Source organism: Brevundimonas sp., from assembly GCF_044239655.1.
In the GTDB taxonomy this organism is placed as follows: Bacteria; Pseudomonadota; Alphaproteobacteria; order Caulobacterales; family Caulobacteraceae; genus Brevundimonas.
The window spans coordinates 1-14445 of sequence record NZ_JBIIAY010000079.1 but is presented as its reverse complement, the minus strand read 5'-3'; the positions used below and the strand labels follow the sequence as shown (position 1 = coordinate 14445).

Below are 14445 nucleotides of genomic sequence, written 5' to 3'. Positions count from 1 at the left end.
TGGTGGCCATGGACGCCCCGCACGTCCTGATCCTCGACGAACCGACCAACCACCTGGACATCGACAGCCGCCGGGCCCTGCTGGATGCGCTCAACGACTATTCCGGCGCCGTCATCCTGATCACCCACGACCGCTCGCTGATGGAGATGGTCGCCGACCGGCTGTGGCTCGCCGCCGACGGTACGGTCAAACCCTATGACGGCGACATGGACGACTACGCCAAATTCGTCCTCGACCGCGCCAAGGCCGCTTCCGCCAAGCCCAGCCAGATCAAGGCGGAGAGCTCGGCCGCTGCGCCGGCCCAGAACAACAAGGGCAAGAAGAACGACAAGAAGTCAGGGCCATCACCGTCCACCCTGCGTCACGGCGTGAAAAAGGCCGAGGAGCGGATGGCGCAGCTGACCGCCGAGATCGCCCGCATCGACGACGACATGGCCAACGCCGCCTTCTCCAATCCCAAGGCCCTCGAGGGCCTGACCCGCGCCCGCGCCAAGACCCAATCCGACCTCGACGCCGCCGAACAGGCCTGGATCGCCGCCGAGGAAGCCTTGGCCGAGGTCAGCTAATTCTCCTCCCCGTCGCGAAGCGATGGGGAGGTGGCGCGGCCCTTCTTCCGGGCCGTGACGGAGGGGGCGACTCGGTCTCCACGATCAGACACAGGAGTCCTCCATGAAACCCATCGCCTTCTCGAAAGAAGAACTGCGCGACATGGTCGGCCGCCTCCAGGCCTATTTCGCCGACGAGCTCGAGACCGATCTCGGCGTCCTGCGGGCCGAGATGCTGATCGCCTTCATCGCCCGTGACCTGGGCCCGGCCTTCTACAACCGTGGTCTCTACGACGCCCAGACCCTGATCGCCGCCAAGTCCGAGGAGACGGTCGAGGCGATCTATGGCCTGGAGCAGAAGCCGGGCGGGCGCTGACGCCTACGCCTGGACGCGTTCGCCGTCTTCCTTGGTGAAACCCCGCACCGGATTGTCGAGCAGGTCGAACACCCGTTCCGACGGACGGCACAACTTCACGCCCCTGGCTGTCGCCACGATCGGCCGGTTCACGATCACGGGGTGGGCCACCATCGCCTCCAGAATCGCGTCGTCGCTGACCCCTTCGTCGAGCAGCCCAAGTTCCGCCGCCGGCGTGCCCTTGTCGCGGATCAGGGCGCGCAGCGGCTCTCCTGCACGATCCGCCAGCGAGCGTAGCAGCTCCGGGGTCCAGCCGACCTTCAGATACTCCACAACGACCGGCTCCTCACCGGAGGCCCGGATCATGGCCAGGGTGTTGCGCGACGTCCCGCAGTCGGGGTTGTGATAGATCGTCATCGTCATCGTATCGCTCCGTTCTGGACCCGCCGCACCGCCGCGCCGGCCTCGTACCAACCCCTTGACCGGTTCACGATGGCGACCACAGTCAGCATCACCGGCACCTCGACCAGCACCCCCACGACCGTTGCGAGCGCGGCCCCGGATCCGATCCCGAACAGGCTGATCGCCGCCGCCACCGACAGTTCGAAGAAATTGCTCGCGCCGATCAGGGCCGAGGGCCCCGCCACGCAATGCTGCTCGCCCGTCGCCCGGTTGAGCAGATAGGCGAGGCCGGCGTTGAAATAGACCTGGATCAGGATCGGCACGGCCAGCAGGGCGATCACCAGGGGCTGGGCCAGCAGCTTGTCGCCCTGGAACCCGAACAGCAGGACCAGCGTCGCCAGCAGGGCCACGAGCGACAGCGGCTGTAGCCCCTTCAACGCCCGCTCCAGCCCGCCCTCTGTCCGCAACAGGACGGCCCTCAGGCCCTGGGCGATCACCACGGGCACGACGATATAAAGCAGGACCGACAGCCCCAGCGTGGACCACGGCACGACGATCGCCGACAGCCCCAGCAAAAGCCCGACGATCGGCGCAAAGGCCACGATCATGATCGCATCGTTGAGCGCGACCTGGGACAGGGTGAAGTTGGCGCTGCCCCGCGTCAGGTTGCTCCAGACGAACACCATGGCCGTACAGGGCGCGGCGGCCAGCAGGATCAGACCCGCGACATAGCTCTCGATCTCGGCGGCGGGCAGGAGAGGGCGGAACAGGACCGCCAGGAACAGCCAGGCCAGCAGCGCCATCGAAAACGGCTTCACCGCCCAGTTGATGAACAGGGTCACGCCGCTGCCGCGCCAGTGCTGACCGACCTCGCGCAATGCCGCGAAATCGACCCGCAGCAGCATGGGAATGATCATCAGCCAGACCAGCACCGCGACCGGCAGGTTTACCGACGCGACCTCCATCCGACCGAGTGCGGCGAACGCGTCGGGCGCCAGGGCCCCCAGACCGACTCCCACCACGATGCACAGCATGACCCAGACGGTCAGATACCGTTCGAAGACCGACATCAGTTCCGCGCCCCCGCGCCCTGTGGCGGACAGCAACTCACCCTGTCCAGTACGGCGCCCAGTGGCGAACAGACGTCGGGCGAGCCTTCGCAGCAATCCTCGACCAGAAAGGCGATCAGGTCGGTCATCCGACCGAAGTCGGCGGCATAGATGATCGACCGCCCGTCGCGGCTGGCCGTCGTCAGTCCCGCCCGCGTCAGCACGGCCAGATTGTTGGACAGGGTGCTGCCCATCATCCCGACCGCCTCGCCCAGCCGGCCCGCTGCCAAGCCATCAGGCCCGGCCCGGACGAGGGCGCGGAAGATCGCCAGCCGTCCCTCGTGCGCGAGCGCCGCCAGGGCCTCGATGCCATGCTTCATTTCCATACTTCACGAATAGACGAAATATGGAATGCGCGAAAGCTGCGGTCGAACTGAGCACCGATCGTAGTCGAAGTTGCGAACTTCGACGCACCAGTCCCTTGCCGCACAAGGGATTGGTGGGTTCTCGCGTCCTTCGAACTGGCGCCCTTCCGGCCTGTGGTAGACTGCGGCTCAAACGGTCTTTGACATCACGGGCGGTCGATCCGGCTCGTCGAGAGTCCGGACTCAACGGACTCAACGGACTCCAAAAACGAGTCCGGACTCTTCGGACTCTTCGGACTCTAGAATTGAGTCCGGACTCCCGGTGCCTACCGCCCCGGGGCCAGCACGTTCTGGACGCGTCGTCCCAGCGGATCGCGCGATGTCCAGGTCTGGCCCAGGTCAGCCTCGATCAGCGGCGAACAGAAGCGGGAGATCATCATCAAGGACGGGCGGATGCCGTTCAGGCAGATGCGGTCGCCCTCGACCTGCCAGGTCGCCCGGATGCGCCGCCCGTCAGAGAACTCGGCCGCATAGGTGCCGTCGCGGTTGAACCAGTGCTTGACCCAGCCGCCGTCGGGATAGCGCGAGATCACCGTGTTGTTGAAGGCGTCGTTCATCCCGGCCCAGGCCGGCGCGCTCACCAGACAGCCGAGAACCGTCAGTACCCAGATAAAACGCTTCACAATCAACCCCTTCGCGCCTGACGGGGACAAGTCTTAACAAATATTCACGAAATGCCAAGTCGGGCGTGACCGGCCCCAATACTTGACTCTGGCGTAGGGGCATCTATATGCGGGCCACGTTTCGGGACAGGTCTGGCGAATTCGCGCCGCCCGCTCGCCCATCGAGGGGCGGTTCCGCAATCATCGCAACACGCACTCCCGATGGGTGCGCCCCACCGTCCTCAAGGATACATGACCGAATTTTCCGCACTGGGCCTTTCGCCCACGACCCTGCAAGCCGTCATCGACACCGGCTATACCACCGCCACCCCGATCCAGGCCCAGGCCATTCCCGTGGCCCTCGCCGGCCGCGACGTCCTCGGCATCGCCCAGACCGGCACCGGCAAGACCGCCGCCTTCACCCTTCCCCTGATCGAACGCCTGTCCAAGGGTCGCGCCCGGGCCCGCATGCCCCGCGCACTGGTCCTGGCCCCGACCCGCGAACTGGCCGACCAGGTCGCGATGTCGTTCGAGAAGTATGCCAAGGGCACCAAGCTGACCTGGGTGCTGCTGATCGGCGGCGTCTCCATGGGCGACCAGGTCGCGGCCCTGAACAAGGGCGTGGACGTCCTCATCGCCACGCCCGGCCGCCTGCTGGACCTGTTCGAACGCGGCAAGATGATGCTGAACGGCGTGGAGCTGATGGTCGTCGACGAGGCCGACCGGATGCTCGACATGGGCTTCATCCCCGACATCGAGCGTATCTTCAAACTGACGCCGCCCAAGCGCCAGACCCTGTTCTTCTCGGCCACCATGCCGCCCGAGATCACCCGTCTGACCCAGGCCTTTTTGAAGGACCCGACGCGGATCGAGGCCTCGCGCCCGGCCCAGACCGCCGACACCATCACCCAGTATCTGGTCCGCGTCCCCAACTCGGACCCCAAGACCAAACGCGCCGCCCTGCGTGCCCTGATCGGTCGCGACGATGTCCGCAACGGCATCGTTTTCTGTAATCGCAAATCCGAAGTCGACGTCGTCGCCAAATCGCTGAAGCAGCACGGCTTCGACGCCGCCCCCATCCACGGCGACCTGGATCAGTCCCTGCGCACCAAGACCCTGGCCGCCTTCCGCTCGGGCGAGCTGAAGCTGCTGGTGGCGTCCGATGTCGCCGCGCGCGGTCTGGATATCCCCGACGTCAGCCACGTCTTCAACTACGACGTCTCGCACCACGCCGACGACTACGTCCACCGCATCGGCCGCACCGGTCGGGCCGGCAAGCTGGGCCAGACCTTCATGATCGTGACCCCCGGCGACGACAAGTCGCTGGATAAGGTGCTCAAGCTGATCAAGATGGACCCCATCGAGCTCAAGCTCGACCTCGATCTGGCCGACGGTGGAGCGCGTCGCGCCCGTCCCGAGGCCGCGACCGAGGCCCGTGCCGAACGCCCCGCACGCGGCCGCTCGCGCCGTGCAGAGACGGCTCCGGCCGCCGAGGCTGCCGAGACCGCCGTCGTCCTCGAAGCACCGGTCGCCGAGACCGTCGTCGCCACCGAGCCTGCACCCCAGGCCGAGCCCGCCGAGCGCCGCACCCGGAGCCGCAGCCGCAAGCCCCGCGCTGCCGAACCGGTCCAGGCCGTCGAGGCCGTCGCGGCCCCTGCCGTCGTCGAGGCCGCCCCCGAGCCTGTCGCCGCCAAACCCGCCCGCGACGCCCAAGAACCCCAGCTTCGCCAGTCCGACCGCCGTCCCGGCGGCAAGCCCGAGCGCGAGCTCGAGCCGGCGCGTGAGGGCAGGGGCTTCGGTGCCGACGTCCCCGCCTTCCTGCGCAGGCCGGTCCTGATCAAGGGCTGAGGCCTGTGTACGCGACCGTGCATTTCGGCCTCGTTTAACCCGGTGTTACGGATCGCTGGATAGTCTGCCCGGCGAGCGTGAGAAGCACGCCGGGGACTTTCTATGACGACGCAGGTCGAAGCCGCACTCAGGGGGCCCGAAGCCTTCAATCTCGCTCGCAACGCGCTGGCCGAGATGGAGAGCGCAGGCGTCTGGCCGACCCCTCTGAATTTCGAGCTCTGGATCCACTATCTCGGCGATCCGGAAGGGCCGCTGGGCCGCGAGATGACCCGGCTGCTGGGTGCCGCTGACAGCTTCACCGAGGGCACGGCCGAGATGCTGGCCGCCGAATACCTGCCGCGTGGCCGCCTGTCCGAAGAGATCCGCGACGCCGGTGCCGTGCTGAACCGTGAACTGTCCAGCGTCTCCGCCGCCCTGGCCAAGGCCCGCCAGTCCCAGGCCGACTATGGCGAGACCCTGACCGAGGCCTCGGCCAGCATCGAGGCGGCGGGCGACCCGGCCGACCTGAAGCGGCTGGTCACCGGCCTGACCGACGCCACCACCCGCGTCCAGCGCGAGAACCGCACGCTGGAGACCCGTCTCGAGACCTCGACCAAGGAGGTCGCCCGTCTGCGCGAACACCTGGAACAGGTCCGCCGCGACGCCATGACCGACGCCCTGACCAACCTCGGCAACCGCAAATCCTTCGACGAGGCCCTGCTGGCCGCCTGCGTCGAGTCCGACAAGACCAAGAAGCCCTTCACCCTGGCCGTCCTCGACATCGATCACTTCAAGCGGTTCAACGACACCTGGGGTCACCAGACCGGCGACCAGGTGCTGCGCTATGTGGCCAGTGTCATCGGCCGGGTCTCCAAGGCCCCGCGCATCGCCGCCCGCTACGGCGGCGAGGAGTTCGCGGTGATCTGTCCGGGCGAGAGCGCCGCGACCGTCGAGACCGCCCTGAACGCCATTCGCGAGGAAATCGGCTCGCGCGCCCTGCGCCGTCGCTCCACCAATGACGAACTGGGGGCCGTGACCATCTCGGCGGGCCTTGCCACCCGCCATCCCGGCGAGAGCGGATCGTCGCTTCTCGACCGCGCCGACGAGGCCCTCTACGCCTCCAAGCGCAGCGGCCGGAACCAGGTCACCAACGCCGAACGCCTCGAAAAGGCCGCCTGACCGCAATCCTCCACTCCGCTCTTCCCGGCGAAAGCCGGGACCCAGTCCTTAAGTGAGGCAGGATGTCGGGGATTGGGGTCGGTGCCAACGTTGACCGCTTGTCGCCCAAAGAACTGGGTCCCGGCTTTCGCCGGGATGAGCGGAAGATGGTGATTCAACTGACACGATTGTCGCGTTAAGAGAGCCGATGCGTACTCTGGCCTTCAACGTCGCCTATTGGGTCCTGTCGATCGGCTATGCGTCCGCCGCCGCCTTCGCGGCCCTGGCGCCCGGGCGCGGGGCCACCTCATGGATCATCCGGCGCTATGTGAAGCGGATGGTGCAGGCGATGCGCATCTTCGCCGGCATTCGCATCGAGTACCGGGGCGAGGACCGCCTGCCGACGGGCGCCTTCATCATCGCCTCGAAGCACCAGAGCTGGGGCGACGGCTTTGCCACCTATGACCGGTTCCAGGACCTGGCCTTCGTCACCGGCGACCACCTGGAGAAATTCCCGCTGCTGGGTACTGTCCTCAGGAAACTGGGTGCCATCGTCGTCAACAGCTGCGGTGGTCGCGAGGCCCGCGACTCGCTCAAGCACCGGGGCCTCGACGCCCACCGCGAGGGCCGCAAGATCCTGATCTATCCCGAGGGCCATCTGGCCAGGGTGGGCGAGAAGTACCGCTATCGCTCCGGCGTCTGGCACATGTACCGGGACTTCGACATGACCGTAGTCCCGCTGGCCACCAACCTCGGCCTGTTCTGGCCCGAGGAAAAGTACGAGAAACACCCCGGCACGGCGACGTTGGAGTTCCTCGACCCCATCCCCACCGGCCTGCCCAAGGGCGAGTTTCTGGCGCGTCTGGAGGGCGTCATCGAAACCCGTACCGCCGAGCTGATCGCCGAGGCCACCGGCAATCAGGTCACGCCCGCCATACGCGTCCTGGCCCCCGACGAGGCCGCACGGGCGGCGAAACAGGCCGACGCCACGCCGGCCTGAAGGCCTTACGCCCTCAGGACCCGCACCCCGTCCTCGGCCCCGACCTCGGGCTCGAAGTCGCGCTCGATATTGGCGATCTTGCTCTTCAGCCCGCCGACCCGACGCAGGGCCAAGGACGCGGCCCAGCGCGCGGCCAGTTCCGGCGGGGCCATCCGGTCGGTCAGGCGAGGACGCCCGCCCCGGCTGCGGATCACCGCGTTGGTATAAAGGGCACCGTTCCGCATCCGCGACGACCAGGTCTGGTATTCCATCGACAGCGACACGCAGAACCTGTCGAGGTTATCGACCCGGTGCGGCGCATACAGCGGCCAGGTCAGGGCCTCGCCGGGCTCCAGGTCCATGACCTGGGCGTCAGGCTCGAACGCCAGCGTATAGGGCAGTTCCTCGGTCGTCTGGCGCGCGACGACCTGTTCCATATTGTGTTCGGGCAGGTGCCGCTCATCGCCCGGATAGACGTAGATCCGCTTGCGACCCCGCAGGTGGAACAGGACCACACCCGCCGCGTCGAAATGATAGGGCACCCTTGCCACCGGCGACGAGACGATCAGCTGGCCGGCATTGGTCACCGCCCGCATCCCTGGATAGGTGGCCTGGATCTTCTCGAACTCGACCATCGAGGCCGCCCACAGTTCGGGACAGCCCACCTCGGCCTTCCTAAGATTGACCCACAGCCGCCCGGCCTGGATCGCTTCCAGCAGCTTGTCGCCCGGCAGACCGCCGCGCGCGCCGGTGCGCATCGAGACCTGACCCTCGTCGTCATAGTCGTACAGGTTGATGTCGATATGCTCGGCCGGATAGCGATGCAGGATCTCGGCCAGGGCCTCGTCGGTGGCGAAGCCCTGCTCGACCAGGCTGTGGGGATGTTTCTTCGCCTCGGTAATCGGGCCGGGATAGCGGGTGCGGTTCATGGTCGTGTCTCTCAGCCCGTGACCCGGGGTTCCGCCAGGCGCTCGGCCGTGCGCTCGGCACCCTTGTTCAGGGCCACCTGGGCGGCACCCAATGCTCCGCGAAAGCGACTGACTGGCGTGGTCTCGCACGCCTCGATGGCTGCCCAGCGCCGACGCATGGAGGTGCGCAGCCGGTCGCCCCGCGACTTGCCCGCCGTGTTCAGGATGCCGACGGCTGCGTTGCTCAGACCCGTCGCCAGTCCCGGCCGCATGACCAGGGCCTCGCGCACGGTCTGGCTGCGGTTGCAGAAATATTTCTTGTAGCCCTCGCCCCCGAAGCCGAAGTCGAACACCCGGTAACCGGCGTCCGAGGCCAGCCGCATCGTGTCCATGCTCAGCAGGATGCCCGGCGAGCACCGCGCCAGGCTGGGCTCATAGACGGGGAACCAGAAATGATAGCGGTCGCCCGCGTGCAGCGAATACTCGACCGCCACCAGCTTGCCGCCCGCCCACATCGCCGCCATCGAGGCCCCGAAGTCGTCCTGGCCGTGGGTCTGGAGCAGGCCGTGCAGCAGATCGGCGGTCCAGCCGCAGTCGAAGATGTCGTGGCGTCCCGTGCGGCGGTACTGGTCGCGCTTCAGCCCAATCAGCTGGTCCAGCAGGGCCGGATCGCGCAGGTTCCGCTCGACCCGGACCTCGCCCAGTTCGCTCGCCAGACTGCGTCGCGCCCGTTCCTTGTCCTTGTAGTATTTGCCCCAGGTCTGGCGGCGTTCGGCGTACCAGTCGCCGTAGCCTGACTCCGGCATCGAGACCATCAGGGTCTCGCGATCCTCGCCCTGTACCGCTTGGCCGACCCAGGCCCCGACCCGCAGGCGCGGTGCGTCCAGCAGGCCGGCGACCTGTTCCAGCGACGGCGTCTGACAGGCATGGGCGATGACGCCGTGATAGTCGTTCATCGGCGCGGCCAGGGGCTGGATCGTGCCGCCCCGCCGCTGGTGCGGGAAGAAGCCGACGATGCTGCCGGCCCGCTGGAACACCGCCACCGCCGCCTGGGGGCTGATCGCGCCCGCGACCTGGGTGAACTCGGGACGGAAATAGGGGCTGGCCAGATCGGGATTGCCGTCCACCATGGCGCGCCACAGATCGATGTCGGCGGGCGTCAGTTCGTCCGCCTTGATGATCTCGACCTTGAGCGAACCCGACATGCACGTCTCCCGTGTCGATCGCCGCACGTGACGATCGCAGCCGTCACCCTGCGCCACGCCCTGTTTCAGCGCGGTTTAGCGGCATGGTGAACGGGGTCTTACGGACCATCGGCGTTGACGCCTCCGACGCCGGCGTCACTATCGCCATCGCACTGGAGAGCCCCCCATGATCCGATCCCTGCTTGTCGCCGCCGTGTCCCTGGCCGTCGTGTCGACCGCCCAGGCCCAGACCGATGCTGCGGGGGAGCCGAGGGTGCGGGCGATCCTGCGAACCACCCCCCTGATCGACGGCCACAACGACCTGCCCTGGGCGCTGAGACAGGAGCATGGAAACGATCCCTATGCGGTCGATCTGGCCACCGACCTGACGGCGACCGGCCTGCACACCGACATTCCGCGCCTGCGGACCGGCGGCGTGGGGGCCCAGCTCTGGTCCGTCTATGTGCCCGCAGCCCTTCCCCCCACCGAGGCGGCGCGCGAGACCTTCGAACAGATCGACACGGTGCGCCGCATCGTCGCGGCCCATCCCGACGCCTTCGAGCTGGCCACCACCGCCGACGACATCGTCCGCATCCATCGGGCGGGAAAGATCGCCAGCCTGATGGGGATGGAGGGCGGCTATTCGATCGACGATTCGCTGGGCCTGCTGCGCCAGTTCCATGAGGCCGGCGCCCGCTACATGACCCTGACCCACTCGAAGACCACGACCTGGGCCGACAGTGCCACCGACGCGCCGAAATGGGGCGGTCTCAATCCGTTCGGGGAGGCGGTGGTCAGGGAGATGAACCGTCTGGGCATGATGGTCGACCTCAGCCACGTCTCCGAGGAGACGATGCTGGATGCGATGCGGGTGTCCGACGCGCCGGTGATCTTTTCCCATTCCTCGGCGCGGGCGGTGACCGGTCATCCCCGCAACGTCCCCGACAGCGTGCTGCGGCTGATGCCCGAGGACGGCGGCATCGTCATGGTCACCTTCGTGCCCGGCTTCATCAACGAGACCGTCCGCGCCTGGGGCGCCGACCGCGCCGCCGAGGATGCGCGGCTGAAGGCCATGAACCCCGGCGCTCCGGATGCCGTCACCGCCGGGCTGGCGGCGTGGACGCAGGCGCATCCGATCCCGCGCGCCGCCGTCTCCGACCTGTTGGCCCACATCCAGTATGTTCGGGATGTCGCCGGCATCGACCACGTCGGCCTGGGCGGAGACTTCGACGGCATCGACGCCCTGCCCGAGGGAATCACCGGCGTCGACGCCTACCCCGCCATCCTCTCCGCCCTGATGCAGGCCGGCTGGACCGAGGCGGATATCCGGAAGATCGCGGGCGAGAACATGCTGCGCGTGATGCGAGCGGTGGAGGCGGTGGCGGCGTCGAAGGCCGGCGAACGACCGGGCATGGCGGCGAACACGCCTGCATGACGATCACCTCTCCGCCGCCCTACGGCGTCGGAGAGGTGATCGTTGCCACCTGCCTCAACCCCTCCCACAGACCGATCCCGGCACTGACCGACAGGTTCAGCGACCGGGTCTCGGGGCGAATCGGGATGAAGACGCGGGAGTCGGCCGCCGCGTGGACCTCGTCGGGCACCCCGGCCGTCTCTCGACCGAACAGCAGAGTATCGTCCGGTCGAAATTCGAACCCGTCCAGCGATTCGGCACCCTTTGTCGTGAACAGCACCAGCCGGCCCGGACCCCGATCGCGCTGGAACGCGTCCCAGTCCGGATGCCGCGTCATATGGCTTAAGGGGCCGTAGTCGAGGGCCGCGCGCTTCAGGCTGCGGTCGCCGAAATCGAAGCCCACGGGCTCGATCACTTGCAGTTCCACGCCGAAACAGGCGGTCAGCCGGATACAGGCGCCGACATTCTGCGGGATGTCCGGTTGAAAAAGGGCGAGACGCATTCTAAGGCCCTCATACGCGCGGCCCGGGGGCTTGTCGCGACCCGAAATGCGACTGTTTCGCAAGAAACGACAGCGCCTTGCGGCGATGAGCCGCAAAGCCGGGCCGCCCAAGCTGGATCAGGTTCCGCTATCAGGATCGCAACCGGACGACGGCCCCGCTCCCAGGGGTCGAGGCCGGGACTTTAGAGGTGAGACGTGGCCGAACCGGTCGTAACTACAGACGGCGCGCATGGGCCGGATGGCGATGACGCCACCCGCCGCGACTTCATCCACATCGCTGCCGGGGCCATGGCCGCCGGCGCGGGTGTCATGGCAGTCTGGCCCCTGGTGAACCAGATGAACCCCGCCGCCGACACCCTGGCGCTGTCGACGATCGAGTTCGACACCTCCAAGGTCGCCGAGGGCCAACAGGTCGTCATCACCTGGCAGGGCAAGCCGGTGTTCGTGCGCAACCGCACCGCCGCCGAGATCGCGAGGGTCAAGGCCGACGACAATGCCTCGGACCTGAAGGAACCTCAGACCGACGCCGAGCGCACCAAGCCTGGCCACGAGCCCATGCTGGTCGTGATCGGGTCCTGCACCCACCTCGGCTGCATCCCCACCTTCGGCACCGGCGACTTCGGCGGCTGGTTCTGCCCCTGCCACGGCTCGCACTACGACGCCGCCGGTCGTATCCGCAAAGGCCCCGCGCCCTTGAACCTGGTCGTTCCCGACTATGAGTTCACGGCCGGCTCCACGATCAAGATCGGCTGAGAGCAGCACCGATGAGCGAACATCCGTCCACCTACGTCCCCAAGACCGGCATCGAGAAGTGGCTCGACACCCGGCTGCCGATCGTGCGTTTCGGCGCTGACTATCTGTCGCTGCCGACGCCCAAGAACCTGAACTACTGGTACACCTTCGGCGGCATCCTGACGCTGTGTCTGGTGATCCAGATCGCCACCGGCATCGTGCTGGCCATGCACTACACGCCCAACACCGAACTGGCCTTCGCCTCGGTCGAGCGCATCATGCGCGACGTCAACGGCGGCTGGCTGATCCGCTTCGTCCACGCCAACGGGGCCTCGATGTTCTTCATCGCGGTCTATCTGCACATGCTGCGCGGCCTCTACTACGGCAGCTACAAGGCACCGCGGGAGATGATCTGGATCCTCGGCTGCGTGATCTTCTTCCTGATGATCGCCACCGCCTTCCTGGGCTATGTCCTGCCTTGGGGCCAGATGTCCTACTGGGGCGCCGAGGTCATCACCAACCTGATCGGGGCGATCCCGCTGATCGGCGAGCCGATCCTGATCTGGCTGCGCGGTGGTCCGGCCATCGACAACGCGACGCTGAACCGCTTCTTCTCGCTGCACTACCTGCTGCCGTTCGTGATCTTCGGCGTGGTCGTGCTGCACCTGTGGGCGCTGCACACCTCGGGCCAGAACAATCCGGTCGGGATCCTGATCCCCAAGGATCGTCAGGCCAAGGACATGATCCCCTTCCACCCCTACTACACGGTCAAGGACGGGTTCGCGGTCCTGCTGTTCCTGATCCTGTTCTCGACCTTCGTCTTCTTCATGCCGGACGCCCTGGGTCACGCCGACAACTACATCCCGGCCAACCCGCTGCAGACGCCGGCGCACATCGTGCCCGAATGGTACATGCTGCCCTTCTACGCGATCCTGCGCGCCATCCCCGACAAGTTCGGCGGCGTGGTGGCCATGTTCGGCTCGATCGGCGTGCTGTTCATCCTGCCCTGGCTGGACACCTCGCGGGTGCGCTCGATGCGCTACCGTCCGACCATGCGCGCCTTCTTCTTCATCTTCGTGTTCGTCGGCCTGGGGCTGGGCTGGTGCGGGGGGCAACTGCCCGACGCCCCGGTGATCGGATCGTTCAAGACTTTCACCCTGATCGACGGCGACCTGAACTCCTATCTGTGGCTGACGCGCCTGTTCACCGCCTACTACTTCGCCTTCTTCTTCATCATCCTGCCGCTGGTGGGACTGAAGGAGACGCCGTTGCCGATCCCGGCCTCGATCTCGGAACCGGTGCTGTCGCATCCGGCGACGGTGTCCGGCCTCGTTCCCGCCCAAGCCGAAAAGAAGGGCTGAGCGTGATGACGCTTTCCATCCGTAAATCTCTCGCCCTGGTCGCCGCCGTCGCCGGCCTGACTGTCGCTGCGGCCCCGGCCCTGGCCGAGGGCGGCGCCCATGAACTGAAGAAGCCCGGCTTCTCGTTCGAAGGTCCGTTCGGCACCTTCGACCAAGGCCAGCTGCAGCGCGGCTACAAGGTCTATCGCGAGGTCTGCGCGGCCTGCCACTCGATGAACCTGCTGCACTTCCGCGACCTGGGCATCCCGGGCGGGCCGTTCTACGACGAGCACGCCGAGAACCCGGCCGCCAACCGCTTCGTCAAGGCCATCGCGGCCGAGGCCCAGGTGGCCGCGATCGATACCGAGACCGGTGAATCGATGATGCGTCCCGGTATCGCAGCCGACAAATTCCCGGCCCCCTATCCGAATGCGACGGCCGGTGCTGCGGCGAACGGCGGAGCCAATCCGCCCGATCTGTCGGTCATGGCCAAGGCCCGTCACGGCGGCGCGAACTATATCTACTCCCTGCTGACCGGCTATGATGCGCCGCCGGCCGAGCTGAAGATGACGCCGACCCAGCACTACAACGCCTATATGGCCGGCGACCTGACGCCGTTCATGCCCGAAGGGGCCCATGTGCCGCCGGGCGGCTTCATCGCCATGCCCAACCCGCTGGCCTCCGACGGCCTGGTCACCTACGACGATGGCACCGTCGCCTCGAAGGACCAGATGGCCAAGGACGTCTCGGCCTTCATCGCCTGGGCGTCAGAGCCCCACGCCGTTGAACGCAAGCAGGCCGGCTTCGGCGTGCTGGCCTTCCTGCTGCTGTTTGCGGGCATCACCTACGCCAGCTACCGCCGCATCTGGAAGGGCATCGCCCACTAGGGGCTGACGCCGTCCTGGAATGATCGAGCCCGCCGGATTTCTCCGGCGGGCTTTTCAGTGCCCCTCTCCCAGAGGGAGAGGGCTTGAGGCCCGCAGAGCGTAGCGATGCGTCTTGGCCGAAAGGGTGAGGGGACCA

General features: G+C 67.1%; 15 protein-coding genes and 1 pseudogene. 9 read left to right on the top strand and 7 right to left on the bottom strand.

The window, feature by feature from the left end; all coding sequences use genetic code 11:
* Positions 1-566 (top strand): annotated as a pseudogene (locus tag ACILQR_RS11215) (ABC transporter ATP-binding protein); the annotation flags it as partial.
* A 103-nt stretch (positions 567-669) separates the two neighbouring features.
* Positions 670-921 (top strand): DUF2164 domain-containing protein, encoded by a 252-nt coding sequence (locus ACILQR_RS11210; RefSeq protein ID WP_395651502.1) that lies wholly within the window; start codon positions 670-672, stop codon positions 919-921.
* A 3-nt stretch (positions 922-924) separates the two neighbouring features.
* On the opposite strand, the gene arsC is transcribed toward ACILQR_RS11210, so the two are convergent.
* The 4 genes from arsC to ACILQR_RS11190 all read right to left on the bottom strand — a co-directional run bounded on the left by arsC (position 925) and on the right by ACILQR_RS11190 (position 3399).
* Positions 925-1323 carry an arsenate reductase (glutaredoxin) gene (arsC, locus tag ACILQR_RS11205; RefSeq protein WP_395651501.1) on the bottom strand — a complete coding sequence of 133 codons (399 nt, stop codon included), beginning with the start codon at positions 1321-1323 and terminating at the stop codon, positions 925-927.
* Positions 1320-2372: an ACR3 family arsenite efflux transporter gene (gene arsB, locus ACILQR_RS11200; protein ID WP_395651500.1), complete on the bottom strand. Its 1053-nt coding sequence runs from the start codon at positions 2370-2372 to the stop codon at positions 1320-1322. The genes arsC and arsB overlap by 4 nt, the downstream gene beginning before the upstream one ends.
* Positions 2372-2731, bottom strand: coding sequence for an ArsR/SmtB family transcription factor (locus ACILQR_RS11195; protein WP_395651499.1), 360 nt, complete (start codon positions 2729-2731; stop codon positions 2372-2374). Before ACILQR_RS11195 ends, arsB begins: the two co-directional genes overlap by 1 nt.
* 311 nt (positions 2732-3042) lie before the next feature.
* Complete coding sequence (locus ACILQR_RS11190; protein ID WP_395651498.1) at positions 3043-3399, bottom strand: hypothetical protein; 357 nt, start codon at positions 3397-3399, stop codon at positions 3043-3045.
* A gap of 231 nt (positions 3400-3630) precedes the next feature.
* Between ACILQR_RS11190 and ACILQR_RS11185 the strand changes: the two genes are divergently transcribed.
* The 3 genes from ACILQR_RS11185 (at position 3631) to ACILQR_RS11175 (ending at position 7363) form a co-directional block, all read left to right on the top strand.
* Positions 3631-5226, top strand: coding sequence for a DEAD/DEAH box helicase (locus ACILQR_RS11185; protein WP_395651497.1), 1596 nt, complete (start codon positions 3631-3633; stop codon positions 5224-5226).
* Between the two features lie 102 nt (positions 5227-5328).
* Positions 5329-6384, top strand: coding sequence for a diguanylate cyclase (locus ACILQR_RS11180; RefSeq protein WP_395651496.1), 1056 nt, complete (start codon positions 5329-5331; stop codon positions 6382-6384).
* 187 nt (positions 6385-6571) lie between these two features.
* Positions 6572-7363 carry a lysophospholipid acyltransferase family protein gene (locus ACILQR_RS11175; protein WP_395651495.1) on the top strand — a complete coding sequence of 264 codons (792 nt, stop codon included), beginning with the start codon at positions 6572-6574 and terminating at the stop codon, positions 7361-7363.
* A gap of 5 nt (positions 7364-7368) precedes the next feature.
* On the opposite strand, the gene ACILQR_RS11170 is transcribed toward ACILQR_RS11175, so the two are convergent.
* Entirely contained in the window at positions 7369-8271 is a 903-nt protein-coding gene (locus tag ACILQR_RS11170) for a transcriptional regulator (RefSeq protein ID WP_395651494.1), read from the bottom strand.
* Positions 8272-8282: 11 nt separating this feature from the next.
* Positions 8283-9455 (bottom strand): GNAT family N-acetyltransferase, encoded by a 1173-nt coding sequence (locus ACILQR_RS11165; RefSeq protein WP_395651493.1) that lies wholly within the window; start codon positions 9453-9455, stop codon positions 8283-8285.
* Positions 9456-9621: 166 nt separating this feature from the next.
* Between ACILQR_RS11165 and ACILQR_RS11160 the strand changes: the two genes are divergently transcribed.
* Positions 9622-10869, top strand: coding sequence for a dipeptidase (locus tag ACILQR_RS11160; protein ID WP_395651492.1), 1248 nt, complete (start codon positions 9622-9624; stop codon positions 10867-10869).
* A gap of 19 nt (positions 10870-10888) precedes the next feature.
* Here the strand turns inward: ACILQR_RS11160 and ACILQR_RS11155 are convergent, their stop codons facing one another.
* Entirely contained in the window at positions 10889-11350 is a 462-nt protein-coding gene (locus ACILQR_RS11155; RefSeq protein ID WP_395651491.1) for a tRNA (cytidine(34)-2'-O)-methyltransferase, read from the bottom strand.
* A 195-nt stretch (positions 11351-11545) separates the two neighbouring features.
* On the opposite strand from ACILQR_RS11155, the gene petA reads away from it, so the two are divergent.
* From petA to ACILQR_RS11140, 3 genes are read left to right on the top strand one after another with little or no spacing between them, the layout of a single operon-like run.
* Entirely contained in the window at positions 11546-12103 is a 558-nt protein-coding gene (gene petA, locus ACILQR_RS11150) for a ubiquinol-cytochrome c reductase iron-sulfur subunit (RefSeq protein ID WP_395651490.1), read from the top strand.
* Between the two features lie 11 nt (positions 12104-12114).
* Positions 12115-13443 carry a cytochrome bc complex cytochrome b subunit gene (locus ACILQR_RS11145; protein WP_395651489.1) on the top strand — a complete coding sequence of 443 codons (1329 nt, stop codon included), beginning with the start codon at positions 12115-12117 and terminating at the stop codon, positions 13441-13443.
* A gap of 5 nt (positions 13444-13448) precedes the next feature.
* A complete protein-coding gene (locus tag ACILQR_RS11140) occupies positions 13449-14309 on the top strand; it encodes a cytochrome c1 (RefSeq protein ID WP_395651503.1) in 861 nt (286 codons plus the stop codon).
* The last annotated feature ends 136 nt before the right edge of the window (positions 14310-14445 follow it).